Source organism: Streptomyces hyaluromycini (assembly GCF_002217755.1).
Classification (GTDB): domain Bacteria; phylum Actinomycetota; class Actinomycetes; order Streptomycetales; family Streptomycetaceae; genus Streptomyces; species Streptomyces hyaluromycini.
Genome location: NZ_BCFL01000019.1, coordinates 459806 through 484904, shown reverse-complemented (window position 1 = coordinate 484904; position 25099 = coordinate 459806). Strand labels below are relative to the sequence as shown.

The following is a 25099-nucleotide window of genomic DNA, read 5'->3' as shown; positions in this document are numbered from 1 at the left end:
GGGTGAATTGAGTTGCGCCCGTGCCGCCTTTGGTTTCAGTGTCCGAGAACGGCCATGGCCGCGTTGTGACCGGGAATTCCGCTCACTCCGCCACCTCGAATCGCCCCGGCGCCGCACAGCAGGACATTCCTGTGTGCGGTCTCCACACCCCACCGCCCGGTTCCTTCGCCGCCGTAGGGGAAGGACAGGTCGCGGTGGAAGATATTGCCGCCCGGCAGCCCCAGGTCAGCCTCCAGGTCCAGTGGCGTCCTGGCCTCGATACAGGGCAGGCCATCGGCGTCGAGAGCCAGGCAGTCGGCGATCGGTTCTTCCAGGCAGGCATCGAGCGGAGCCATGGTGGCGCGCAGCGCCTCCTCGCGTGCCACGCCGTCGGTGCCCTCGAAGAGCCGCGCCGGCATATGGAGTCCGAACAGGGTGAGGGTGTGATAACCACGTTCCGCCAACTCCGGTCCAAGGATCGACGGATCGGTCAGCGAATGGCAATAGATCTCGGAGGGCGGCAGGCTCGGCAGCCGACCCTCCGCGGCCTCGCGATAGGCGGCGTCGAGCTGGCTGTACGACTCGGCGATATGGAACGTACCGGCGAAGGCGTTCCGGGGGGCCACGGCGCGGTCGCGCAGCCGCGGCAGGCGACGCAGCAGCATGTTGACCTTCAGCTGGGCGCCCTCAGGAGCCGGCTGTTCCGGCTCCTCGCCGAGCAGGCGGGCCAGCGTGGCCGGTGCGACGTTCGCCAGCACCGAACCCGCAGCCAGCACCCCCTCGCCCCGGACCGTCCGATACCGTACCTCCGCGGCAGTGCCGTCCGTGGCCACGCTCAAGACCTCGTGGCCGACCAGGATCTCGGCGCACGCGGCGAGGGCGGCGTCCGTCAGCGCGTCCGTGAGCGCACCCATCCCGCCCAGCGGGACGTTCCATTCCCCCGTTCCGTTGCCGATCACGTGGTACAGGAAGCACCGGTTCTGTCGGAGCGACTGGTCGTGGGCGTGCGTGAAGGTCCCGATCAGCGCGTCCGTCAGGACCACCCCGCGCACAAGGTCGTGCGAAAACCTCGACTCGATCGCCGTACCCAGGGGGTGCTCGAACAGTGCCTCCCAGGCCTCCTTGTCGTCGACGATCCGCTCCAGCTCGGCGCGGCTGGGCAACGGACCCGTGAGCGTGGGGAAGACCCGCCGGGCGACCCGCCGAGTCATCCCGTAGAAGCGCCGCCATGCATCGAACTCACTGTCGGAGCCAGTGAGTTGACGGAACGAGTGCCGGGTCCGGTCGTCGTCCGCGTCCACCAGGAGCCCCGTCGGCCGCCCATCGACGAGGGTGGGCGTGTAGAGGAGACCCGGCGCTTTCGGGCCTGGAAGCGCAGCCCGAGGTCGGTGACGATCTCGTTCGGCAGCAGGCTGACCAGATAGGAGTAGCGCGACAGCCGCGCGTCCAGACCGCTGAACGCCTGCGCCGACACCGCGGCGCCACCCGTGCGGTCCTGCAGTTCCAGGACCAGGACGCTGCGCCCGGCGCGAGCCAGATACGCGGCGGCGACCAGACCGTTGTGGCCGCCGCCTACCACGACGGCGTCGTAGGACGAACGGGAAGGTCGGCGGCGCTCGTCGGGGAGACGGGGAGTGGAAGAAGGGACGGAAGAGGCAGAAGAGAAGTGCACCTGGATCTCCAGAGGCTGCTGTGCTGCGGCTGAGGACGGCTCTTGTGCGCTTCCAGTTGAACGGTCTCCTGCGATGACACCGGCCGAAGCCGCGTCACCCTGAAAGAGAGCAGGAGGCGTTCACCGGGAAGCGGGCCGTTTACAGTCCGGTCTGCCAGTGCGGCTCAGGGATCACAGGGCACATGACCTCGCACAGGCGGACGGTCATCGCTCCCGATACCGTCGTGTCGCCATTGCTCCATCGCCCTGTCATGGGCACTGCCTACCACGCGAACCACGTCCGGGCAACACCGTAGAACTGAACAACAGGTCAGGCAAACGGTCGACCAGTGCAACAACAGCCTGGCATGAGATCCATTGACAGCTGATTGACCCCCATCAAAACTGAATGCTAGTTCAGTAAATTTTGGCTTCCGCCGAGGAGATCGAGATGGCGTCGGCCGTGCGAGCAGCTCGCTCCCTGACGCCGTTCAGCACGCCTCGCTCAGTGGCGGTCGTCGGGACCTGCGAGGCCGATGCCAAGTGGGGCCTCGCGGTCGTCGAGGCCCTCGGCGCCGACTGCACGCGGCCGACCATGTGAAGCCGGCCGTCCTCGAACTGGGCGGCAAGAACGCGGTGATCGTCCTCGACGACGCCGACGTCGACCACGCCGTCGACGCCGTCACCTTCAGCGTGTTCATGAACTCGGGCCAGATCTGCATGTCGGCCGACCGCGTCCTCGTGCACGCCTCGCTCGCCGAGGAGTTCAAGGAGAAGTTCACCGCGAAGGCCGCCGCGCTCCGGGCCGGTGACCCGAGCCACCCGCAGACGGTCGTGGGCCCGCTGGTCAGCCCGTCCGCGGCGAGGCGCGTCGCGGGTCTGGTCCGGGACGCGGTCGCGGAGGGCGCCACCGTGCTCACGGGCGGCGGCCGGCCGGAGGGCGCCGTGCATCCGGCGACCGTGCTCACCGACGTGCCCAGGAGCGCCGAGCTCTACTACGCGGAGGCCTTCGGCCCGGTGTGCGTCATCGGGACATTCTCAGACGACGACACCGCCGTAGCGCTCGCAAACGACACCGACAACGGCCTGACCTGCGGCATCATCACCGAGAACGCGACCCACGGTCTCGCCGTCGCACGCCGCGTCCGCACCGGGATCGTGCACATCAACGACCAGTCCGTGGCCGACGAGCCCCAAGCGTCCTTCGGCGGTGTCAAGGCCTCCGGCTACGGCCGGTTCGGCGGACGGTGGGGCATCGAGGCTTTCTCCAACACCCGTTGGGTGACCATCGCCGCCCAGCAGGCCCGCTACCCGTTCTGACCACCCGCCGGTTCATGAGCGGACCGGCGCCCGCGGACCTCGTCGCGGAAGTCGATCGGGGACCGGCCGACCCGGTGCAGGAAGTACTTGCTGAACTGGGAGGGATTCACGAAACCGAGTTGATCCGAGATCTGGCCGGCGGTCTGGTCGCTGTGCGCGAGCAGACGTTTGGCCTCCAGGACGACGCGGCGGTCGACGAACTCCTTCGCGCTCAGCCCGGCGCTGTTCAGCGTGGCCCGGGCCAGCGTGCGTGCCGAATAGCCGAGCATCTGGGCGTAGTCCTCCACCCGCCGGGTGCGGGTGAAGTTCCGCTCGACGACGTCACGGAAGCGCAGATAGATCTCGTCCGGTTCCGGCGTGGGGCTGCCGGCCGGAACCGTCAGGTGGGCCAGACGCAGCACCAGAACCGCCAGCAGGTGGCGCAGGACCGCCATGTGCACTTCCAGCGGCAGGTGACCGAGCGCCTGGAACTCGTGCCTCAGGTGCTCGGCGGCCTCGTCCAACGCCCGCACGTCGTCGGCGACCGGAACGCTGACGACGGGCGCGTACGGGTCGTCGACGCGGGCGGCCACGGCGGTGGCGGCGTCGAGCATGTCCTGCTGGAACAGGATCAGCATCCCCTCCGCGTTCGCCAGGTTCCCCCACTGGTGCACCCGCCCGGGGCGCACCCACAGCCAGGAACCCGGCCGGAGGGCGTGTTCGGTGAAGTCCACGGTCTGCCGGAGCTCCCCCGAGGTGAGAGTGAGCAGTTGGTGGAAGCCGGGACGCTGGGGCCGGGCGAGGGACGGCTGCGGCACACGGCCGCGCAGCTCGGCCAGCGACATGACCTCGGCACCCGTGGGCGTGCCCGCAGGCGCGGCGAAGGGAAGCTCGGGGATCTCCCGCGAGGCAGCGTGTCGGTTTTTGACCATCATCACTCATCAGGTTAACCGGAAGGACCCAGGCATCGTGAGTTCCACGAGCAACACCCACACCTCCGCACCGCAGGCGGTCGAGACACTGCGTTCCTGGCTGGGAGAGGCCGACCGGGTCCTGGTCACGGCCGGAGCGGGTCTCAGCGCGGCCGCCGGCTTCGACTACGGCGACGCCGAGCGTTTCCGCGAGTTGCTGCCGGCGCTGCACCGGCTGGGGCTGCGGTCGCGCTATCTGCTGGGCGCCCCGCTGCCTGCGGACATGATGTGGGGCTACTGGGCCGTTCACATCGACGACATCCGCCACGGTCCCGGCCCCAACGACCTCTACCAGCGGCTGCGGGCACTGGTCGGCGACCGCGACCACTGGGTCATGACGTCGAACGTCGACGCACTCTTCGTCCGCAACGGCTTCGCCTCGGACCGCGTCTTCACCCCCCCCAGGGCGACTACGGCCAGCTCCAGTGCACGGTTCCCTGCACACGCGAGACCTGGCCCAGCAAGCCGTACGTCGACCGGATCCTCGCGGTGTACGACCGAGAGGGCGGCCGGGTGACCGACCCGGCCGTGCTGCCGCAGTGCCCCCGCTGCGGTGCCGCCGTCTTTCCCAATGTCCGGGTCGGCCCCGAGTTCGTCGACGACGCCTACCTTCCCGCGGGGCGGTGGCTGTCCGGCTGGCTCGACCGGGCGCCCGCGGACGGCAGGCTGCTCGTCCTGGAGATCGGCGCCGGCTTCAACACCCCGGGCGTGATTCGGATGCCGATGGAGAACCTGGTACGCCCCACCCGGCAGGCCCGGCTCGTGCGAGTCAACCCCCGTCATCCCGACGTCCCCGCCGACCTCGGCGCCCGCGCGCTGTCCCTGCCCTTCGGGGCCGGCCGGCTCCTTGACGCACTCGTCCCCTGAAGGAAGGGGCCGCCTGGGAGGAGAAGAGCGGTGGCCGATGCCAAGCTCGCGCCCTGACGGCCGGAAGGGTGACGGTCGGTCAGCGCTGGGTATCGCGGAAGGTGCCCGGGGTCAGGCCGCTCTCTCTGGTGAAGAACTTGCTGAAGTTGGTGGGTTCGGTGAAGCCGAGCCGGGCGCTGACGGCGGCGACGGGCAGGTCGGTGTGGGCCAGCAGACGTTTCGCCTCCAGCATGACCCGGTCGTCGATGAGTTGCCTCGCGGTGCGACCGGTGGCCCGCTGACAGGCGCGGTTGAGGGTCTTGAGGGAATAGCCGAGCCGGGCCGCGTATTCGTGGGCCTGACGCAGGACCGCGAAGGACCGCTCCAGTTCGTGCCGGAAGAGACGGTACGGCTCCTCCGTGACCGCCTGTGCGCGGCCGTCGGAGGTAGGGAGACGGGCGATGCGCAGCAGCAGGGCCGCGAGCAGTTGGCGCAGCAGTTCCTTCGTGATCTCGGGGTCCTGCTCGGGGAGGTCGTTGTACTCGGCGGCGAGGTCGGCCAGGGCACGGCGGAGGCGGTCGTGGTCGGCCGGGCCGAGTGGCCAGTGGGCCGGGCCGAAGGCGTCGTCCGTCACACGGGCGGTCGCGGGAGACCGGGCCGGGAAGTCCGGGGTGAACAGCACGACGGTGGCATCCAGGTCCGTCGAGGCGTTACCGGACGTCGCCGGCAGGCGCTGCGCCTGACCAGGCCGGATGTACAGCAGAGTGCCCGGCCGAAGCGGCACGTCGACGAAGTCGACCATGCCGGTCGCCTCGCCGCTGTGGACAAGGGCGAGGTGATGGAAGTCGAGCCGGTGCACACGCCTGAACTCCTCGCCCGGCAGTCGACGAGCGAGGTCCGTGAAGGTGAGCACCTCCATCCGCAGATCCGGCCGGGCCGGGTTGCGATAACCCCGCTCGATCACCAGTGCTTGTCCCATTCCGACCATAGCCATGCCTGACTCTACCGTGTGCCGGCGCGGGCCGGCCGCGAGAATGGATGCAGTCCGGCGGGCAGGTTGTCACCGGAAAGCGCAGATAGGAGAGGTGCCATGAGCAACAAGGAGATCGTCCTCAAGGCGGCCGGCGAGCTGTTCGGGGACAAGGACCCGAGCGCGGTGGACCGATGGGTGGCCGCCGACTACCGTCAGCACAGCAGCCTCGCGGCGGACGGTCCGGAGGCGCTGCGGCAGCTGGTGGCCGGACTGCCGGACGGCTTCCGCTACGAGGGCGCCCGGGTGATCGCCGACGGCGACCTGGTTGCACTGCACGGCACGTACCACGGCTTCGGCCCCGAGCCCCTGGTCGCCTTCGACCTGTTCCGTGTGGACGCCGACGGCATGCTCGCCGAGCACTGGGACGCGCTGACGCCGGTCGTGACGGCGACCGCTTCCGGACGCTCGCAGACCGACGGCCCGGCCGAGCCGGCCGACCTGGAGCGGACCGAGGCCAACCGGGAGCTGGTCGCCGAGTTCGCGGAGAAGGTCCTCAAGGGCGCCGACTACTCGGTGCTCACCGACTACATCTCCACCGAGACCTACCGCCAGCACAACCCGGAGGCGGCCGACGGCCTGGCCGGCTTCGGCGCCGCCGCCGCCAAGTGGGCCGAGCAGGGCAAGAACCTGGTCTACAAGAACGTCCACAAGATCGTGGCCGAGGGCGACCTCGTACTCCTGCAGTCGGCGGGCGAGTTCGGGGTACCGGTCGCCTACTGGGACCTGTTCCGTGTCGTCGGCGGCAAGATAGTCGAGCACTGGGACGTCATCGCTCCCGTCCCGGCCGAACTGCCGCACTCCAACGGCCTGTTCTGAGATTGGTGTTTATCCTCGCCGGGTCACCTGACCTGCTGATCTTGGCTGTTTCGTGAGACAGCAGGGCGGCCGTTCGTCACGCTTCGAGGTGTCGAGCAACGTCGCGTGAAGGAACGGCCGCTGTGAAGAGTCCGGCTTGTGCAGATCCCGCTGACGCCGCGCTGAGTGAGCTGCCCCCGTTTCCGTGGAGTCCAGCATCAGGCCCCGCAGATAGCAGTCGCCCTTGGCTCGCTGGTCCTTGCGCGGCACCGACGCGAACGCATCAGCAACGAACAGCGCCAACACCGCCCAGACACGGTTCACTTGATGTGCGTCCACACAACCAACATGCTCCCGAACAGGCCTAGCGTGAAGGTCTAACGAAGTCCTACTAGGGGTGGGTGAGTCGCCGGGCCTGCCACCAGTTGATGTTGAGGCCGCCTGTCACGATCTGGAGTCGCACGGTGTGGTAGGTGCCCTTGGAGAAGCGGAAGGTGCCCGCGTCGACGGTCCGCCACCGCTGCCAGCCCCCGGTGTCCGGCACGCTCACCACTGGCCCGGCGATTCCGTCGACGACGAAGCGGATTCTGGTGTGCGCGCGGGGTGTGGCGACCCGCACCTTCAGGTTCTCGGTGCCCTGCATCGGCACCTCTCGCCACTGTTCCCATTCGCCCGTGGCGGTGCTGCCGACGTCCCAGCCGCCGGACTTGTCGGTGGTCGGCTCGGTGTCGAGGTCGTCGGTGCGGTAGACGTTCCTGCGGTTGCCCGGTGTGGTGTCGTGCACCGCGTCCGCGGTTTCGGCCTGGACGACCAGGTTGCCGGGGAAGGGGGTGCGCGAGTACCGGCGCAGGATGTTGATGTCCTGGTTCGGGTAGTCGCGCTGGGTCTTGCTGTAGGGCGCGGCCTCGGTACGCCACAGGGCGGCGCCCTCCTGCCAGTCGGCGAAGCCCTCGACCAGGGTGAGCCGGTCGCTGTGGTTGACCGTGCCCTTGAGGTTGGTGGCCAGCGTCCGTCCGTGCTTCGGGTCGATCACCATGTTGTGCTGCGGTTCGTAGAAGCCGGGCAGGGTGGCGCCGTAGGTGACGCCCTTGTACGTCTGGTTGGTGTACGGCGTCGTCAACCCGAACCAGCCGTCCGCCCCGTCGATGACCGACGACAGCGCCGCCCCGTCGTGCTGCACCCAGCTGTTGTCGACGACGAGGTACGGGTTCTCGTCGAACTCCGAGCGGGCGTGCGACCGAACGTAGCCGAGCAGCCGGGCGGAGTTGCCGTTGCCCTGGTTGGTGAAAGCGGGCGAGTTGTCGGACCACAGGTAGATGAGCGGCTTGCCGTTCACCTTGTAGAGCATGCTGTCCGGTATGGACTGGAAGTACGCCCTGAGGTCGTGGTCCCAGAGGTACTGGTAGCCGCCCTCGCCGGTGCCGGTCGCGTCTGCCATGTCGAAGGGCGGATCGACCGTGCCGTAGGTGTTGTGTTTGGTCCAGTTCTTCTTGTTCGTCATGGACCCGACCGTGTCGTCGAGCGCGGCGATTTTCAGTCTGCGGGTGTATCCGCCGCGCTTGATCGCATCGACCAGTCCGGTGAGCGCGCGCGGGTCCCCCGTGTCATTGGGCACGGCCGACCCCGGCCGATAACCGCGGGTGTCCACCGCGACGAAGTCGACGCCGGCGGTGACCAGTTCCTCGACGTAGTTGTCCCAGAACTCGGCGGTCGTTCCCTTGGCCGCGTCATAGAGCGGGATCTGGTTCTGGTAACCGATACCGTGCACCGTCTCGCTCTCGAACCCGAACGTGACGCCCAGGGCGCCGGTTTTGCCTGGGGCGCGGTGCGACAGGACCGATCCGCGCTTGTCGAGGACCGCGGCTGCCGGCTGCGCACCGGCGGGCCCGACGGCGAGGGTGACCGCCGCACCGATCCCGGTGGCGGCGCCCAGCGCGGCCACGGAATAGAGGAGTCTCTTGCGAGTTCTTCGGTGCGAAGTCGGATTGCGCATGTCCGTGAATCTCCTTCAAGGGGGCAGGCCGCACAGGAGCCGGGCCATCGCATGCACGGCGGTTTGCGCACGGGATGCGACATCGAGCGCACAGACGCATGTCACCGAGTGCACGGATGGGTTCGAGCGGTCTCTTCCTTGTTCTCGGCGACCGTGCCGCTGACTATGATCAGGCGCCGCCCGAACCCTGGTACCGACCCTCGCGAGGGTCATTTGCCCATTGCTGTGCGGGAATTGGCCCCACAGTAGGAGCCGGGACCGCGGGTAACAGGGCACGAATACGACAGGTCATGGTCAGAAACCGACACCCTGCCGCTCGTGAGATCCAGGAGGTCGTCTCCGCCGCTCCGCCCGGCACCCCCACGGGGGGCAGGTGCTCTCGCCGGCCGGTCTCCGCCACCGGGTCCCGACGGGCCGCCGTGGCCGGGCCGCGGCGGTCACCCCCTTCGGTGTTCCCCAGAGCCACGTGTTCGAGGAACCGAAGCATGGCCGGGCGTTCTCGACAGAGCCGGCGACCGCCTCGGCTGCCCAGCCCGGCGGGCATCGAAGGGGAGCACCCATTCCACGCAGCCGCTGTCCGTGCCGCAGCAGGCTCACGGGCCCCATTCACGGCCGTCAGCCGGCAACGGGCCTGGCCACCGCACGGGACGGCGGCGATGATGTCGCTGCCAGATTGGATTTCGGTGGTGCGACAGCGCTGCACGGCAGATGAACTTTCGATCGACCAACCGGTTCGGCCGACGGGCTCGCCACAGGCCTCAGCTCGGGTCGGTGACCGGTGCGTCCGTCGTCAGTTCGCGGGTGATTTCCTCCTGGAGCCGCTTGCGCAGTTGCTCGCGGGAGGGGCCGGTCTTGTGGATGAGGGTCCGCACCGCCAGCCCGTCCAGAAGGGCGGTGAGACGGACGGCCGCTGCCCTCGGGTCCTCCGAGCTGAAGACACCGTCGGCGACACCGTCGGAGATGACGCGGGCGATCTCCTCGCTCCAGCGTTCCTGGAGTTCACCGACCACCTTGGCGATGTTCTTGTCGCGGAGTGCCAGGGACCAGGCGTCGATCCACACTTGCCAGCCACGGGCCTGTCCGGTGGGCGCGTACCACTCCAAGGCCTCGGTGAGGCGCTGCAGGGGCGTTCCGGCGGAGCGCACGATGCGGCCCAGAGCGGACAGGTCGCGCTCGGTGGCCTCGACCGAGGAGGTTGCCCGCGCGGCCGGCGTCGGTGTCGGTACCGTTTTCCGGCATTTCCCGAGCAAGGAGGCGTTGCTGCAGGCACTTGTCGTGGAGCGCCTTGCCAGGATCGCCGTCGACGCCCGCGAACATGCCGCATTGCCGGATGCAAGGGCAGGCTTCTTCGACTTCTTCACCTCCGTCGTCCGTGGCTCGGCAACCAAACTCGAACTCGTGGACGCACTGGCCGAATTGGGCATCCACCCGAACGAGGCCGTCGCGACGGTCGCCGAGGAGGTGACCGAAGCCCTGTCCGCTCTACTGCAGCAGGCGCAGCGGGCAGAGGCGGTGCGCACGGACATCGGAGTCAGTGATGTCATCGCGCTGCTCGCCGGCGCCTCTCAAGCTCGCCGGTACGCTCCCGACGACCGGCCGCTAGCCGTCATTCTCGATGGCCTGCGCGTTCCGAGCGCCCAATAACGCCAACCCCCGCGGATCCGATGCCGGGATGTCAGGCACGGGATGTCAGAGCCCCAAAGATCTCAAAGTGCGGCTGTCCTACTACGAGCAAGATCACGATCTACAGCTGGAGTATTAGCGCGCCTCAAACTGAGGTTGAAAAGGCACCGCACATCCGTCTTGACTGGCCTCATCTGGGCCGGTGCTTAGTGTGGGTGCTTTTGCGGTGATTCGAGGCAGGGAGCGTAGGGCGATATGAGTGCGAACTCCCTGGATCTACCGTCGAGGTAACCCCTGGCGGGTGGAGACGTGCAGCGTTCGCGACCTCACGGAGCCTTTCCGGCTCCCAATTCCCGTACGATTCGTGCTGGGTACCATTGGCATAGGGGTTGACGGGACGAGACGGGCGAAGTTGCTCCGGGATTGCTGGAACCCCCGGCGGGCGGAGACGCGCCGAATCCGATACCATCCGCGGCATCGACGGTGCGTCATTACCGTCAACCAGGATCCCGCGAACATCGCGCGACAGCCGCCTCTCATTCAGTGCACGTTGGCTAACGTAGTTTATAAATACTTTCAACTCCTTCCAGCCGCCTCGATAGGATCTACCGAGCTCCTCAATTCGATTTTGGGTTTCGATGAAAGCCTTTTTCTCCTCACCCGTCCAGGGGCGTCGCCTCTCTGCTATGATAATGTCGCGCGTCCTCCCTGACCCTGGGCTGCTACTGCTGTATAGAACATCCCCTCCTCTGCGAACTACGTGGACAGCGTCAATATACTTGCCCTGCAGTAATTGGTCGGCCAGGTCGGCAACTCTCAGAACCCCTTTATAGTAATGGCCATTCATGTCATCGAAGGCCGAACGCCCGTATCCTACTGCTTGGCGAGCTTCCAGATAGCGGGAGATGACCCCCTGCTTGCTGCGCAGGTCGTCCACGGCGATAAAGGCCACATCGATGCCGTAGCCCTGCGATCGCCAATACTGCACCATCTGCGAATTACTAGCACCGTAGAACATCGGCATCGCGACATTGCGCCTATTTTGCAGAGCGTGCGCCTGCAGCCCACTCGCCCATTTTTGCATCGCAGGTTCACATAAATCGAGCGCCTTAACGTCGTCCTGTAGTGCCATTCTTTCATACATGGGGTGATACCGATAAAGATTGTCTCCGTCGATCGACATGGGATCTTCAATGCCGAGGCTGTCAAGTAGAGGCTTTTCCGCGCTACTCTTACCGGCTCCCATCTGGCCGACTATTAGGAGCAGCCTCGGCCTTGGGGGGGTTAATTTTACGGTCGGCAGGATTTGCTCATTGAAAATCTCCTGAATCTTCCGACTCGACAGGTCACCGTTCGGTAACCGCGTCTCCATCTGCCGCGCCTGTCGTTCAGATGCGATCCGCATCTGCGCCATCCGCCAGGCGAGGGCATCTTGATTATCCATGAAGGCCTTTGCTCACTTTGTCCTAGAAGGAGCCCACTAAATACGCTCGGCTACATCGGGAAATCGTCCCCGACAGTGGCACCAAAAGAGTCCGGCGCATTTCCCGGTCGCCTCAAACGTATTGATCCGGCAACGTTCTCGATGAGTTCGGCCTACTGGAGGAAGCCTCATCCGCACCCAGTCAGGCCCGGGCCTGTCTGGGTCATGCAGTATTCGCGCGCAGGCTTCTAAGTAGCTGTGGATACTCCTCCAGGACGCGCAGGACAGCTTCCTTGTCGGTCACTGCGAGCTGTTGTGCGACCTCGGCGTAGGACGCCTGCTCGGTTAGGAACCGCGCCTTTTCTTCAGGGGTTTTCGCCTGGTCGATACGGCTGCTGTAGACGGCGATGACCGCGTTCAACAGATCCTTGGCCAACTCATAGCGAGTGGCGTCCGCTTCGCTCCACGTAGTCATGGCGTTCCTGGATCCTTTCCGGGGAGAGCCGTCGGGTCGATCTCCGACCAGCACAACGGCTAGGACGGGCGCCCGGGTTCAACTGTTGGTGCCGCTTCTTCCGTGCCTGGGACCTCTGGTTGCCCAGAGTGAGAACCTGAAAAATTCAGAAGCAGCTTTGATCTTGAGAACCGGCGAAGGTGGCTGCCCTGACCACCACGGGTTCGTCGGAGGCCTCGAATCCTGCGAAGGATGATTAACACCGTGTTGTACATGGCCAGTTTGAGGGGGGATTTGTAGCGGCAGGGGGCGCCGGCCAGGCCGAGAAAGGCAAATTAGTTGCGGGGGATCTCGTTTATAGCGGGGCCGAGGTGGCGGTAGCCGGAGAACCGCGACATAGTGCGTTCGTTCCCCTAGCCTCGATCGTTCATGAGGCTAGGGGAACAGTACTTGATATGCATGGTGATTCTGCTCGCATTGTAGAGCGCGAGGCACGAGCGTCCGACTGAGTTCTCCGGATGAAGACCAGACTTCCGTGGCTGCTCTGTTCCGCTTGGCCTCGCGCTGTGAGATTCCCCTTCCGCGTAGCAGCTACCTGCCAGACCTGCGAGGTGTGTTGGGCCGTGGCGTTCTGGGAGTGGTTCGTGGAGCCTCAGTCGCTGTCGTGCTGGCGACCGAAGACGTGACGGACGGTGTCCTGCTCGGACGGAGCGCAGCCGTCTCAGCGACCGAGGGACCGGCGGAATATCGCCAGTCCGCTGTGGAGCTCTGCGGCCCTGATGCGGGATGGCGGTCCACCGTCGTTTTCTGCTCGAACGGCGCGAAGCTGGGGCCACTCGGGGTGGGTGGCGTCGGAACATCGGGGCCGAAGCTGCCCAGCGCAGATATCCAATTATGGATGTCTGCGGCCTCGGCAGGCGAAAAGACCGTGGACTCCGGTCGCTGCGAGGGCTGCGGAGGTCCCGGAGCAGCACTGACCGGAGGAGAGTGCGTGGGAACCTGCGCCATTTCAAAGGTGGGCTCAGGTGGGTCAAGCCGTTTCGAGATTTGCTGCAGTCCCTCGCTCATCCGGAGCGTGGTACGCGCGACGGCACGCCGTATACGCGTGGCAAGCCCGGTCTGAGAGCGAGGCCTGGCTGCCCTGCTCTCCAAGCGGTCTCCACCCGAGGCAGCCTTGTCGGCCAGCCACTTCACCGAACCGGCGGCGGCTGTGCGCCAAGCCGGCTGCTTGTCACGGACCTGAGCCGAAGCTCCCCCTACTCTCGAGGTGTCCGCCCGATTTTCGAGTCGGTCACCCAGTTTGTTCATCTGTTTGGCAATCCAGCGGACGATACCTTCCAATACGGTCCGGTTCTCTATTCTTTCACCGAGCGCATTGAGGCCTCTGGACGCCGCGGACAGTGCACGAGCGGGTGCACTGGAGAAACTGCGCGGCGGTCCTGGCAGAGGGCTCTGGTCTCCCAGATAAGGCGTCGGCCCACGAGGAGGTTCGGTCGGTGTACTCATGTGGTCTCCTTCCTTTCAGCTGAACAGCACATGTTCCTTGAGGGCGAATGCGATGACAGCCACCAAGATGCCTGTTGCCCCCTACAACGTCGCGTCGTGCCAAGAAGGTTCAACGCCAGTGATCGATGGATCAACTGGTGAGGCGGTTACCTGCGAGTTCGCCGAAGTAGGCGTTGCCTAGGATCTCTCCGCCAGGCTCGACCGCACATACCCGGCCGTTTCTGAAACCTTCAATGCCAGTGTGATGCGTCACCGAAGTGAGAAGAAGCCGTGGGCAGTCAGGAAGCCTGCATCTCCAGCAGCTTTCCATCCGCCGACACGACAAACCACTCGCCGTCGACGCCCTGGCCATTTGTGTCACCGGCAACTGCGTCACCAGCGTAATAGTAAAGCGGCCACTCGTTGTACATCACCTGTGATACACCCGTAGCGCGCTGCCTCTCGGCCAGGAGTACCTTCTGTGCGCCGACGCCCGCTTTGGCAGCGGACGAGGTGGTCAGGGCTGGCCAGACTGCTATGCACGAGACGTCGCACTCGCTCGCCCCGGCCTTGTCCTTACCGAAGGCATAAAGAGTACGACCCGACTGGTCGACCAGGATACGCCCGTACTCGGAATCGGCAACTCGCACCGAGATAGATGCCGCAGATTTTCTTTCGGAGTCGTTCTTCTTCTCCGAGGAGTTGCCATCGCAGGCAGAAAGTGTGAGCGCGGCGCTAGAAACTGCAGCGATCGCGAACATGACGAACTGAGTACGCATGATGCGGGATTCCTTCGCGATATGCGGATGCCGGCTCGCTGGCCCTGCTGAAAACCGTGAAGATGTTGTAGTGGCCGGCTGGTGTCGTCCGTGAAACGAGTCCGGGGCCTTCCGCGGTTCACGACCCGACGAATTTTTTTGGCTCCCAGATTGACCCATTCCCATGCCGCATGCGTTGAACAGGCTGCAGGCTTCAATGCCCTCGAAGGGCAGAGTCATACGGAAGGTTGGAGCACGTGCGCAAGATCATACTCACCCTCGCCGTCACGCTCGTGACGGTCGGAGTCGGCGCCACCACACCCGCCATCGCTCGTACTGGCCATAACGGCATGAACATGACCCAGGTATCCGGCGGCTCCATCGACACCGCCGCACACGGGCCGACGGCCTCCTTCGTCGCCACACTCACTGGCGCCCAGGAAGTGCCTACGGCCGGCGGACCTGCCGTGGGCGATCCCGATGGTTCGGCCCAGGCCCTTGTGCAGGTGAAGGATGACCGGGTCACCTTCGCTCTGAAGTGGCAAGGCATCGGTGCCCCGACGTTGGGGCACATCCACCAAGGCGACAAAGGTGCCAACGGCGATGTGAAGGTTCCTCTGTTCACCTCCGCCATGCCCGACACAGTGGACTCCGCGGCTGGCCAGACCAGCGTCACCGACGAGTCACTCGCCAAGCAGCTGCGCACGAATCCGGTCGGCTTCTACGTCAACCTGCACAGCAAGGAGTTCCCTGGCGGCGCAGTCCGTGGCCAGCTCAAGCCGGTCAAGTACCAGGTGAACCCGTTGGGGATCGTAGCCGGTGGCTCGGAACTCGCTCTCATGGACGGCGACCAGGAGGTTCGCGTTGAGGGTAAGAAGGTGGGCGATCCCGACGGACACGCCATCACGTTCGTGCACGCCCACGGTCGAGCAGTCGACTACTCAATGGCCTGGGTGAACATCGACTCCCCCATCATGGGTCATATCCACCAGGGCGTCTTCGGGAAGAACGGTGATGTCAAAGTGCCGCTGTTCGCCTCTCCCGTGCCCAGCGGCATCTTCGCGATCTCCGGTACCTCGCAGAAGCAGGACCGGGCCGTGGTGAAGCAGATACACGACAGTCCTTTCGGCTTCTACGCCAACCTGCACACTGCGGAGTTCCCGGACGGCGCCGTACGCGGCCAGCTCTTTGGCCGGGAGACGGGCGGGGACGACGAGGAGCAGAACGCAGGCGACGGCGACAGCACCAAGACCACGCCGCGCCAAGGTCAGTCCGTACTGTTCGACAACCCGGGCTCCTTCTCCGAGGACAACCCTTCCCAGGGCGTTACCGGCAGCGGTTGCGTCGATGTCTTCCGGTCCGGCGTCGCCTCCGCCGTGCAGACTGATCAGCCGGTGAAGGTTTGGTCCGCCAAGGGTTGCACCGGCAAGAGCCTTGTCATCAAGGGCGACGACACCGACCTCTCCAGCGTCGACTTCGACAACAAGATCTCATCCGTGTTCTTCGGCGACGTCTGATTTCAACGGGGTGTCCAAGCGCCTGCGGCTGACCTTCACCAGCCTCGATCTTGCATGGCGGTCTGCCGACGGAGTCGGCAGACCGTCTCGCCTTGTGTGGCTGATGTGGGGCAGGCCGGCGGCCCGGTTGTCACGTCGGGTGGGCGCCGGGTTCCACTGCTCCGGATCAGATGGCGTTGTCGTAGAGATTGGGAGATTTGCTGGTCAGCCCGGGTCGGTAGTTGAGCGAGCGGGTCAGGGGCGGCCGTGATGGCGTGGGTCCAGGACCAGTGGCGGGCGAGGCGGCGGATGCGGCGGCGGCCGGTGGTGAGGCCACCGGCTCCCCGGTCCCGCACAGGCCGTGGTCGACGAAACCCATCAGCGGGTGGTGACTCGATGGTCCCCTCACCTCCTGCGTCTGGGACATGATCGGCGGCCAGCCCTTGCGTCCTCGGTGCCAACCAGCTCAGCCAGGCCGCCGACCGCGAGTTGTCTCCCAAGGTCACCGAAGTACGGCCGTGAGTAGGTGCGGGTCGGTTCCGCGACGTGCGAGGCGTGGCACAGTTCGCCTGCAGTCCAGCCTTCAGGGGCCTGTACGGAATGGGTCACGCCTGCCGCGATTCCACGTCGGCCGCGAACCTGCAAGACAGCGGGCAGTCAGCCCCTCCACCAGGTCACACCTTCATGCCGCATGTAGGCCGGACGTCGTGGACGCCTTGGCCGGCACTGGTTGGCCGAAAGCCCGTCTACCAGAGGCTTCGCCTCGTTCATCCATCGTCCGACTGCCCGGTCGACAGGGCGAGTTGGAAGGGGCTCACTGTCCGACGGGGTCGACCGGTTGTCCGGAAGGGCAGGCTCCACTCCTGGAGATCTGGTGGTCAGTAGAGTCCGAGACGTGAACGTGAACGAAGATTCTCTCTGCTTCGCCGTATTGGGACCGGTCAAAGCATGGTGCGGAGAATCGGAACTGGACCTTGGTTCGCCACAGCAGCGCACGGTGCTGGCCGCTCTGCTTCTGCGAAGCGGGCGATCCGCCACCCTCGGCGAACTCATCGATGCCGTCTGGGGCGAGGAGCAGCCGGCGGCGGCCGCATCCGTCATCCGGACCTATGTGTCACGTCTCCGCAAGGTGCTGGAGCCCAAGGGAGACAAAGGAGGGGCCCCACAGGTCGTGGTGTCCGCGGGCGACGGATACCTGATGCGTGTCCAAGAGGACGCCTTGGACCTGAACCTGTTCCAGAAACGGGTCATGGAGGCGACGAAGCTGCGCGCTTCAGGCGAGGTGTCCACCGCTGCGAAGCTGCTGCACACCGCGCTCGGCTGGTGGCAGGGCGAGGCCATGGCCGGACTCACCGGTCCGATGGCCGAGTCCGAGCGCTCCCGGCTGCACGAGGAACGGATGAACGCACTCGAGGCCCGGCTGGAGCTCGACGTCGAACTCGGCCGCCACGGGGAAGTGATCGCCGAACTGGTCTCTCTGACCGGTAAATACCCGTTTCGAGAGCGGCTGTGCCACCTGCTCATGCTGGCGCTGTACCGGTCCGGGAGGCAGGCGGAGGCGCTGGCCGCCTATCGCGAGACGCGTAACACCCTGGTGGCCGAGCTGGGCATCGAGCCCGGCCCGGACCTGCAGGACCTGCAGGACCGCATACTGGCGGCTGACGCGTCCCTGAATCACCTACCTGTTCACCAGCCCGAAAGAGCAGACCAGTCGGACCCGGTCCCGCAGCCGGAACTGCCGACGGCGTCGGCTTCCCCTTTCGCCGCACATGCGGCACGTCCAGCTCAACTACCCGCCGATCTCGCGACCTTCGCCGGCCGCAGCGCTGAACTCGAACGGGCACGTGCTCTGTTACCCACGGATGGCCACTCGCCGGAGACGGTGGTGATCAGCGCGATCGCGGGCATGGGCGGTATCGGCAAAACGACTCTCGCCGTGCACTGGGCGCACGAGATAGCCGACCGCTTTCCCGACGGACAGCTCTACATCAACCTACGCGGCTTCGACCGGACCGGTTCGCTCGTGACCCCGGACGAGGCAATTCGTGTCTTCCTCGACGCGCTGGGCGTCCCCACGGCGCGGATGCCCGCCGGTCTGGACGCGCTGACAGCCTTGTACCGCAGCATGCTCGCCAAGCGGCGAGTGCTGATCCTCCTCGACAACGCCCGTGACACCGATCAGGTCCGCCCGCTGCTGCCAGGATCCCCCGGTTGCCTGGTCATCGTCACCAGCCGCAATCAGCTCACCGGCCTGATCGTCGGCGAAGGGGCTCATCCACTGACGCTGGACCAGCTGACGACCGCCGAGGCACACGAACTGCTGGCGCGCCGCCTCGGCGCCGGGCGCCTCGCAGCGGAACCACAGGCCACGGACGAGATCATCACGCAGTGCGGTCGGCTGCCGCTGGCGCTGGCCATCGTCGCCGCCCACGCTGCGGCCCGCGCCGGTTTCCCGCTGAGCGCCATCGCCGAAGAACTGCGCGAGAGCCACGGCAGCCTCGACGCCTTCGCCGGCGGCGAGGACATCAGCACCGACGTACGCGCCGTCTTCTCCTGGTCGTGCAAGGCGCTGTCCCCTCCAGCCACACGTCTGTTCCACCTGCTGGGTCTCCACACCGGGCCCGACATCTCCGCGCCCGCTGCGGCCAGTCTCCCGGGTCTCCCGCTGCGCGAGACCCGCGGTCTGCTGAGCGAGCTCACCCGAGCCCATCTGCTCACCGAGCGTTTCCCCGGCCGCTACACCCTCCACGACCTGCTGCGCGTCTACGCCGCCGAACGGGTCCGTGCCGACGAGACACCGCAGGAGCGGGAGCAGGCCGTGGAGCGGTTGCTCGCCTGGTACCTGCACACCGCCGACGCCGCCTACCTGCACATCACCCCGCAGCGCCGCCGCATTCCCCTCGAACCGCTGCCCTCCGGATGCGGGCACCTGGAGTTCACGACGCGGGAACAGGCTCTGGACTGGTGCGAGACCGAACGGCCCAACCTGGTCAGTGCGGTTCACCACGCCACCATGGCCGGGCAGCCGGGCATCGCATGGCGGCTGCCCGCCGTCCTGTGGGGGTTCTTCTACCTCCGCAGCCACATACAGGAGTGGCTCGATACCTCCCGGACCGGCCTGTCTGCCGCCATCGCACTCGGTGACCGTGAGGGCGAGGCTCAGGCACTTGCGGACCTGGGTGCCGCGCTGCGCCACGTAGGCCGGTTCGACGAGGCCATCGAACACTGGCATCGGGCCATGACCGTCTACCGGGAACTCGGAGACGCGTGGGGAAGGTCGGCGGCGGTAGGCAACTTGGGTGATGCCTACCTTCAGATCGGTGAGCTCGGCAAGGCCGTCGAGTACACCCGTCGGGCGCTGGCCGTCTTCCGGCTGACCGGTAACAGCTGGGGCGAGGGAATCGCCCTGAGTAATCTGGGCGACGCCTACCAGCGACTCGGCAGGTTCGACGACGCCATCGACACGCTGGAACAGGCGCTCACCGTCCTGCGTCGGGGCAGCAATCACTGGGTCGAAGCCATCGCCCTCGACAGCATCGGCACGGTCCACAGCCGGCTGGGCCGCCAAGACGAGGCGGTCGAGTACTACCACCAGGCGCTCGGGACACACCGTGACGTCGGCAACCGGTGGGGCGAGGGGCACACCCTGAGCAACCTCGGTGACGCCCAACTGGCCGCCGACGAACGGGACTCCGCTCGCGGCAGCTGGCACCGGGCGCTGGAGATCTTCGGGGAGTTCGACCACCCGGACGCCGAGAAGGTCCGCGAGCGGCTCCATCGGCTGGAGGACATGGGCTGACATGGATCTGCTTGAACTCCTTTGCTCAGGACCTCGTCGTGGTTCGGGGAGGCGAGCGAACCACGACGAGGTTGCACCGGTACAACGGGAGGACGGACATGCAAGGTTCAGCTCAAGCGTAAGAAGCTGCTTCAACGAGCGTCCCTTGGCGGCGGCGGAAAGCGACACGACGGCCACGCCCTCGGGCGTGGCCGTCGCGGGTCGAGTCAGCCGCTGGGGCTACTTACCGCCCGGTCCTCCTGCGACTGCTGCGGTCCGTCCTCCGCCGGCTGGAAGACGACTGCTCGTGCCGACTGGAAGGCGACTGCTCGTGGGGCTGGCTGGGGCCCGCAGCGGCGCGGGGATCGTAGGCCGCAGCCTGCATGCGGATGGACTGCGGCGCCGAACCGGAAGAGGTGGAGTGCAGGGATTGCGTGGGCCCCTGATATCCGGGAGGGTAGTTACCAAAGGCCGCGTTTGATCCGAGGGCTGGGTTCTGACCCAATCCGGCATACATCTCATGCTGGTAGTCCTGCTGTTGGTGAGACTGGCGGGCGGCGCCTTGCATAAAGTCAGCCGTGGTTGCGGCCCCGGACAGCCAGGTCCCCGCTCCGCCCGCCATCTTGACGGCCGCACTGTCCTGATTACCGGCCGCTCCAATCGTGTTCAGGGCCGCAGCCCCGATCCGAGTCGCGCTCGTGGCTAGCTGGACCCCGTCCATATAGCCGCCTTCCCTGTACTGCTGAACCTGCTGGTAGATCTTATGGCCCGCCTGGAGGCCCTGGGCGCCGACTCCCACCGCGTTCACGACGGTGCCGGCCCGGCCGGGTACGAAGGTCGAAACGCCCTGAATGATGTTGGGAGCAGCATCCAACGCAGCTTCCAGTAGTTTTGCTCGGTTATCCGAGACCCACTTCACGGCACTTGCACTCCAGCGCTGTACGGCGCCGCTGTTGCCGACCGCGTAGAACTGACTTTCGCTTGCGTCGTATAGGCCGGATGTGGCCTGTGCGGGAAGCGCGGGTGCACTGTCTGGGACGGGCTGACTTGAGCGACGGACCGCCGGGACCGCCCCATTGTCGCTGATCCTGACGGAATTATACGAGGAAGCGTTGGAAATACCGCTGCTGTGCTCTGAATCTGACATTTTGCCCTTCTTCCCGAGTGGATGGCAGCTCTGCGCAGAGCCTTTTAAGGCACTGAATTCCGCGCCATTGGACGGATAATTACTGCGTCCGACAAACACACAACGGTTCTGCCGGAGCATTGGTTCATCACGTGTCGCCTGAATAGCCAGTCAATTTCGCCAGGCACTGCCTCACCGGCGTAGGCGAAGGCAAGCATGTCCATCAGGATCGAGTCCCGACGCACCCATGCGCCTACGGTCTTTCACAACGCCGGCGAGGGCGGTGCGAACGGGTCAACGGCATCGATGACGGGGGTCTCTTTCGGACGGTGGGTGCCCGACTTGCATCCGGCGAAGGGACCTTGTGGGTCCCGCAGGCTTTCCATGACCGATGACAAGTAGTCGCGGTGCCAGCTGGCGGGCCCGGTCGCGCCGGAGCCGGGACCGGTCAGTTCGCCCCAGGCGAGCCACAAGCCGTGGAGTTGGGCGACTGCTTCGGGGTGCTCCCACCATCGGGGGCACCAAGGGGCTGAAGACGTGACTTCTCTGCCGTAGACCGGCAGCAGCACATGGTGGGTCCAGAGGGTCAGCTGCCGCAGCGTCAGCGCGTATGCGGGCCCCTCCAAGTAGAGGATGAACTGCGGCGGCTCGGGAACCCCCTTTTCGGGGAACGCATTTCCCGGCTCGGCGCCGGTCTCGTTCGCGGAACGGGCAGCTCGCTCGGCGTCATGGAATGCGGAATTCTCCGTCGACATGGTCGACATGGCTCTCCTGCAATGTCTTGGTTTCTTGAGGTTCGAGGAAGACGAACCGAGGCGGTGCGATGCTCGTTTGAACTGCCGCTGCGTACGGTCACACCGGCGCGGCGTCCAGGCCGGCCGGGTCCTGCTTCATGAGCGGCACACCAGGCACGCCTGTAGCAGCCGGCACCCCAGGCAGACGGGCCGCGGCCCGTTCCGTGATCGCCGCCGTCTCCGCCTTCGCCGCCGCCGAGATGGCGTCGGCGCCGGGTTCCTTGTACCAGGGGCGCAAACGGATCAGCGCAGGTTTGACGCCGGTCGCGAGGAGGAGGGCGGTGCCCTTGGGCAGGGCTCGAATGCGTTCGGGGGGCAGGACGGCTTCCTGACGGTAGGAGTACGAGTGTGACGTGCCGTCCCTGCTGCGGGAGACACTGGGTGTCCGCACGTCGTGCTGACCGACGAGGGTGGAGATCTTCTGCACGAAGTCGGCGTCGTCGAGGCCCGCACCGAGGAGTTTGACGGTCGCCGCGCTCCACAGGGCGTCCATGCCCATCTCGCCCCAGACCCGGGCACCCTGGCGATAACTCTGCAGCAGCGTCACCACGTTGATGCCGCGGGAGCCGAAGTGCGAGTAGAGGTCGGGCAGGTCGGAGATGCGGCAGACGTTGGCCGCTTCGTCCAGGACCGCGGTCAGGGGCGGGTCGAGACGGCCTCCCATACGTTCCGCGGCGACCACTCCCGCCCTCATCGTCGAGTCAGCGATGCCCGCGATGACACCGGCGGCGGAGCCACCGCCGTCCTTGGACAGGAGGTAGAGCGTGTCCTTGCCGAGGACATGCCGGTCGGGGCGGAACTCCGGCAGTTCGGGGTCGGGCGTGACCCATGCGAGGATCTCCGGATCCAGGAGGCAGGAGACGGTCTGACGCGCGGTCTCGTAGATGCCGTCCCTGGTCTCGACGGCGCCGGTGACCGTTCCCTTCAACTGCTCGGCCATCGCGACGAGTCGGGCGTCGCGCAGCAGGTCGACCGGGGTGCGATCGGCAGGGTCGGCGAGCCAGCCGAGGAGATCGGAGACCGAGGCGCCGCCCCGGGCGGCAGCGAGGAAGAGGGCGGTGAGGGTGTTCTGCGCCGCCGAGATCCAGAAGTCCTTCTTCGCGGTGTCGTCGTTGACGGACGCCACGAAATGGCCGGCGAGACGGCGGGCACTCTCGATGGTGTGGCACTCACCGAGCAGGTCCCACCACATGGCGCGCGGGGTGTGGGCGATGCCCTGCGGATCGAACGTCCATACCGTGCCGGCCTTTTCGCGTTCGGCGCGGGTGACGGCGTACACGTCGGACTTGTTGGAGGTGAGCAGGACGGCGCCCTGGGCACGCAGCACCCGCGGGATGGCGATGCCGGTGGACTTGCCGGCCCGGGGTGCCATGAGGTCGAGTTCCACGTCCTCATAACTGCTTCGCAGCTCGGGGCCTTTGGGGACGAGGTCGCCGAGGAGGTTGCCGGTCTCGTCCGGGTGTACCTGTTCGCGCCCCTTGAGGGTGGGGCGCAGGTCACGGGCCCGGGCCTCGATCCCTGCGGGGCACATGGCGGCAAGCTCACGACGGCCGGCCAAGCCCTTCGGCCCGGCCTCGCGGTCCCCGAGAAGAAGGCGTGCCGCCAGGCCGACGGGGACCGCGATGAGGAGGAGCAGTCCTAGCATCCCGGCGTAGACAACGGCGGGCGGTGCGGCGGGCCACAGCACGCGGGTGCCATGGCCGGCCAGCCGGGCGGCGGTGGACATGGAGAAGGGCGGGGTGGCGAAGCCGTAACCGCCGAGTCCGGCGCCAAGAGTGCCGCCGGCCCACGCGACGGTGAACAGGACGAGGAAGAGGCCGGCGATCGCGACGATCGCCCAGGACAGATACTCGTGCGCGCCATCGGCGCGGGGCCCCCTCATGTGGACCACCGCCCGGCCGTCTCCGGGCCGGGGCCACCCGGCACGCCTTCGAATGCGAAATCGCCGAGTGCGGCCCGGGGCTCTTCCTGGGCGGCCCGCGCGACGTCGGCTGCCGCACGGGCCACAGCCTGTGCGACGGCGTCCTCGTTGGTGGTCCAACGGGTGTTGGTGTTGTGCAGCCTGCGTTCCGCGTCGGTGATGGCGACCTTGATGGGGATGCCGGGGCGGCCACCGACCTTGATGAGGAAGCGGCCGCGGCCGGGCGGTTCCTCGTGTTCACCGCTCACGCCCCAGCCAGGGGGCGAGGACCAGGACGACACGAGTTCCACCTCCCGCCGGGAGAGCCCGACCACCCGGCCCAGGTCCTCCATCTCCGTCTTCGGCAGCCCGGCGCAGACCACCATCCCGGCCCGTTCGACGAAGCCGCGGGCCTTGGCCCGGTCGGCGTCGGTGCCCAGCGCCTCGGCGTCCTTGAGGGTGTGGGTGATTTTGGCGTCGCCGAGACCGAGGGAACGGTTGAGCCGGGTGAGCGCGTCGATGCGGTCGACGATGCCGGAGGCAGCGCGCAACGGGCGCCACAACTCGTCGAGCACGGTGAAGAACCAGCGCCGGGGCGCCAGCCCCGCGTCCGCGAGGGCGTGTGAGGCGGCCACTGTGCCGAGCCCGTCGGACCAGGCGGCCAGCATCGCCGCGGCGGTCAGCTGGGTGTCCGCCTCGCCGATGCCGGAGATGTCGATGCACACGGCGGGTGCGTCGGGGTCGATGCGGGTGGATGTCTCGGAGGCGAAGGTGCTGCCGAGGGGGCCGTCGAGGATGCCCAGAAGGGAGCGATGCAGCGGGTCGACCGCATCCCGGTAGCGGGCGTCGTCGCCGCGGTCCAGGGTGACCGCACGGACCCTTTCGGGGCCTTCGGTCAACACCCTGAGCAGGTCGGGCAGCAGAACCGTACCGCCCGCCGGGGTGCGTTCGCGCAGATGATGCAGGCACGCGCTCAGCACCGACTGCTCATGGTCGTCCATCGGGCGGCCCCGCACGATGGTGATGAGCGCGGCGACCATGTTCAGCACCCGCCCGTGCGTTTCGGCCAGCAGTACCTCGCCCGCCTCGCCGCCGATCTTCGCTGCCGCCGCGCCCATCGCACCCGGGTCGAGGACGTTGATGCCGCCACGGCCGCGGCCGATGGAGATGACCTGGCCGCCGAGCGCCCGTACGGTGTCCGCGTAGTCGGGCTTGAGATCGCCCAGCACCAACGGGACGACGCCTGTCGCGGCCAGCCCGATCAACATCCGGTTGATGAGCGTGGATTTGCCCAGGCCAGGCATACCGAGCATGAACAGCGACGGGTTGGAGATGTAACGGGCACGGGTGAACCAGTTCAGCGGATCGCCGCAGACGGTGGCGCCGGTGAACAGGTGCTGCCCGAGCGGTACTCCGGTCATGGGCGAGCCGGAACCGGCGGCGAACGGCCACATGCCGCATGCCTGCACCGTGGTGGCACGCCACATGGTGGGCGGATCCATGTAACCGACTCGTCCGCCGCCCGGTCCGTACCAGCCACGGGGTGGGACGAAGAGCCGCTTGGAGCGTGACGCTGCCTTGTCCTGCTTTCCGGATCTCCCGGTCCTGCCGGGGTCACCGTCCCGGGCCGGCGACCCCCAGGCCCCGGTTCCGGCACGGCGGTCGGCCTGGGCGGCCTTCTTCTCGTCACCGCGG

Annotated in this window: 16 protein-coding genes and 3 pseudogenes; 7 read left to right on the top strand and 12 right to left on the bottom strand. The window is 66.8% G+C overall.

The window, feature by feature from the left end:
- Positions 1–35 precede the first annotated feature (35 nt).
- Positions 36–1558 (bottom strand): annotated as a pseudogene (locus SSP29_RS20050) (phytoene desaturase family protein).
- Between the two features lie 654 nt (positions 1559–2212).
- On the opposite strand from SSP29_RS20050, the pseudogene SSP29_RS20045 reads away from it, so the two are divergent.
- Positions 2213–2950, top strand: a pseudogene (locus SSP29_RS20045) (aldehyde dehydrogenase family protein); the annotation flags it as partial.
- Here the strand turns inward: SSP29_RS20045 and SSP29_RS20040 are convergent.
- The gene (locus tag SSP29_RS20040; protein WP_150134522.1) at positions 2938–3864 is read right to left on the bottom strand and encodes a helix-turn-helix domain-containing protein; all 927 of its coding nucleotides are present in this window, start codon (positions 3862–3864) and stop codon (positions 2938–2940) included. The pseudogene SSP29_RS20045 and the gene SSP29_RS20040 sit on opposite strands and share 13 nt — an antisense overlap.
- A 34-nt stretch (positions 3865–3898) precedes the next feature.
- On the opposite strand from SSP29_RS20040, the gene SSP29_RS59825 reads away from it, so the two are divergent.
- Positions 3899–4417, top strand: coding sequence for a hypothetical protein (locus tag SSP29_RS59825; RefSeq protein ID WP_150134521.1), 519 nt, complete (start codon positions 3899–3901; stop codon positions 4415–4417).
- A complete protein-coding gene (locus SSP29_RS59820; RefSeq protein ID WP_150134520.1) occupies positions 4390–4767 on the top strand; it encodes an SIR2 family NAD-dependent protein deacylase in 378 nt (125 codons plus the stop codon). The genes SSP29_RS59825 and SSP29_RS59820 overlap by 28 nt, the downstream gene beginning before the upstream one ends.
- Positions 4768–4846: 79 nt before the next feature.
- On the opposite strand, the gene SSP29_RS20030 is transcribed toward SSP29_RS59820, so the two are convergent.
- Positions 4847–5740, bottom strand: a complete 894-nt coding sequence (locus SSP29_RS20030; RefSeq protein ID WP_150134519.1) for an AraC family transcriptional regulator — start codon at positions 5738–5740, stop codon at positions 4847–4849.
- 96 nt (positions 5741–5836) lie between these two features.
- On the opposite strand from SSP29_RS20030, the gene SSP29_RS20025 reads away from it, so the two are divergent.
- Complete coding sequence (locus SSP29_RS20025) at positions 5837–6595, top strand: nuclear transport factor 2 family protein (protein WP_089102061.1); 759 nt, start codon at positions 5837–5839, stop codon at positions 6593–6595.
- A 185-nt stretch (positions 6596–6780) separates the two neighbouring features.
- On the opposite strand, the pseudogene SSP29_RS55925 reads toward SSP29_RS20025, so the two are convergent.
- From SSP29_RS55925 to SSP29_RS58540, 3 genes and pseudogenes are all read right to left on the bottom strand, one after another.
- Positions 6781–6913: pseudogene (locus SSP29_RS55925) on the bottom strand (IS701 family transposase); the annotation flags it as partial.
- Positions 6914–6965: 52 nt separating this feature from the next.
- Complete coding sequence (locus tag SSP29_RS20015; RefSeq protein ID WP_089102059.1) at positions 6966–8567, bottom strand: DUF5010 domain-containing protein; 1602 nt, start codon at positions 8565–8567, stop codon at positions 6966–6968.
- Between the two features lie 758 nt (positions 8568–9325).
- Positions 9326–9712, bottom strand: a complete 387-nt coding sequence (locus tag SSP29_RS58540; RefSeq protein ID WP_167449964.1) for a TetR family transcriptional regulator C-terminal domain-containing protein — start codon at positions 9710–9712, stop codon at positions 9326–9328.
- A 31-nt stretch (positions 9713–9743) separates the two neighbouring features.
- Here SSP29_RS58540 and SSP29_RS20005 point away from each other — a divergent pair, with 31 nt between their 5' ends.
- The gene (locus SSP29_RS20005; protein ID WP_167449963.1) at positions 9744–10211 is read left to right on the top strand and encodes a TetR/AcrR family transcriptional regulator; all 468 of its coding nucleotides are present in this window, start codon (positions 9744–9746) and stop codon (positions 10209–10211) included.
- A gap of 169 nt (positions 10212–10380) precedes the next feature.
- Here SSP29_RS20005 and SSP29_RS20000 read toward each other — a convergent pair whose 3' ends face one another.
- The 3 genes from SSP29_RS20000 to SSP29_RS19990 form a co-directional block, all read right to left on the bottom strand.
- Complete coding sequence (locus SSP29_RS20000; protein ID WP_089102057.1) at positions 10381–11634, bottom strand: zeta toxin family protein; 1254 nt, start codon at positions 11632–11634, stop codon at positions 10381–10383.
- 202 nt (positions 11635–11836) lie between these two features.
- The gene (locus SSP29_RS19995) at positions 11837–12088 is read right to left on the bottom strand and encodes a hypothetical protein (RefSeq protein ID WP_089102056.1); all 252 of its coding nucleotides are present in this window, start codon (positions 12086–12088) and stop codon (positions 11837–11839) included.
- 1763 nt (positions 12089–13851) lie between these two features.
- Entirely contained in the window at positions 13852–14331 is a 480-nt protein-coding gene (locus tag SSP29_RS19990; RefSeq protein ID WP_167449962.1) for a COG4315 family predicted lipoprotein, read from the bottom strand.
- Between the two features lie 236 nt (positions 14332–14567).
- Here SSP29_RS19990 and SSP29_RS19985 point away from each other — a divergent pair, with 236 nt between their 5' ends.
- Together SSP29_RS19985 and SSP29_RS19975 are read left to right on the top strand one after the other, a co-directional pair.
- Positions 14568–15827 carry a CHRD domain-containing protein gene (locus SSP29_RS19985; RefSeq protein WP_150134518.1) on the top strand — a complete coding sequence of 420 codons (1260 nt, stop codon included), beginning with the start codon at positions 14568–14570 and terminating at the stop codon, positions 15825–15827.
- An 817-nt stretch (positions 15828–16644) separates the two neighbouring features.
- Positions 16645–19605 (top strand): AfsR/SARP family transcriptional regulator, encoded by a 2961-nt coding sequence (locus SSP29_RS19975; RefSeq protein WP_245883148.1) that lies wholly within the window; start codon positions 16645–16647, stop codon positions 19603–19605.
- Between the two features lie 1368 nt (positions 19606–20973).
- Here the strand turns inward: SSP29_RS19975 and SSP29_RS19965 are convergent.
- The 3 genes from SSP29_RS19965 to SSP29_RS19955 form a co-directional block, all read right to left on the bottom strand.
- Entirely contained in the window at positions 20974–21474 is a 501-nt protein-coding gene (locus tag SSP29_RS19965; RefSeq protein ID WP_150134516.1) for a DUF4913 domain-containing protein, read from the bottom strand.
- Positions 21475–21562: 88 nt separating this feature from the next.
- Positions 21563–23386 (bottom strand): type IV secretory system conjugative DNA transfer family protein, encoded by a 1824-nt coding sequence (locus tag SSP29_RS19960; RefSeq protein ID WP_089102410.1) that lies wholly within the window; start codon positions 23384–23386, stop codon positions 21563–21565.
- Positions 23383–24906: a putative type IV secretion/conjugal transfer ATPase gene (locus SSP29_RS19955; RefSeq protein WP_245883147.1), complete on the bottom strand. Its 1524-nt coding sequence runs from the start codon at positions 24904–24906 to the stop codon at positions 23383–23385. The genes SSP29_RS19960 and SSP29_RS19955 overlap by 4 nt, the downstream gene beginning before the upstream one ends.
- Positions 24907–25099 lie beyond the last annotated feature (193 nt).

What these genes read in the sequence shown, in the direction of transcription:
- SSP29_RS20015 (WP_089102059.1), bottom strand. Translation starts at nt 8,567, where the DNA reads ATGCGCAATCCGACTTCGCACCGAAGAACTCGCAAGAGACTCCTCTAT.
- SSP29_RS20030 (WP_150134519.1), bottom strand. Translation starts at nt 5,740, where the DNA reads ATGGCTATGGTCGGAATGGGACAAGCACTGGTGATCGAGCGGGGTTAT.
- SSP29_RS19990 (WP_167449962.1), bottom strand. Translation starts at nt 14,331, where the DNA reads ATGCGTACTCAGTTCGTCATGTTCGCGATCGCTGCAGTTTCTAGCGCC.
- SSP29_RS20025 (WP_089102061.1), top strand. Translation starts at nt 5,837, where the DNA reads ATGAGCAACAAGGAGATCGTCCTCAAGGCGGCCGGCGAGCTGTTCGGG.
- SSP29_RS19955 (WP_245883147.1), bottom strand. Translation starts at nt 24,906, where the DNA reads ATGGATCCGCCCACCATGTGGCGTGCCACCACGGTGCAGGCATGCGGC.
- SSP29_RS19965 (WP_150134516.1), bottom strand. Translation starts at nt 21,474, where the DNA reads ATGTCGACCATGTCGACGGAGAATTCCGCATTCCATGACGCCGAGCGA.
- SSP29_RS20040 (WP_150134522.1), bottom strand. Translation starts at nt 3,864, where the DNA reads ATGATGGTCAAAAACCGACACGCTGCCTCGCGGGAGATCCCCGAGCTT.
- SSP29_RS20000 (WP_089102057.1), bottom strand. Translation starts at nt 11,634, where the DNA reads ATGGATAATCAAGATGCCCTCGCCTGGCGGATGGCGCAGATGCGGATC.
- SSP29_RS19960 (WP_089102410.1), bottom strand. Translation starts at nt 23,386, where the DNA reads ATGAGGGGGCCCCGCGCCGATGGCGCGCACGAGTATCTGTCCTGGGCG.
- SSP29_RS19995 (WP_089102056.1), bottom strand. Translation starts at nt 12,088, where the DNA reads ATGACTACGTGGAGCGAAGCGGACGCCACTCGCTATGAGTTGGCCAAG.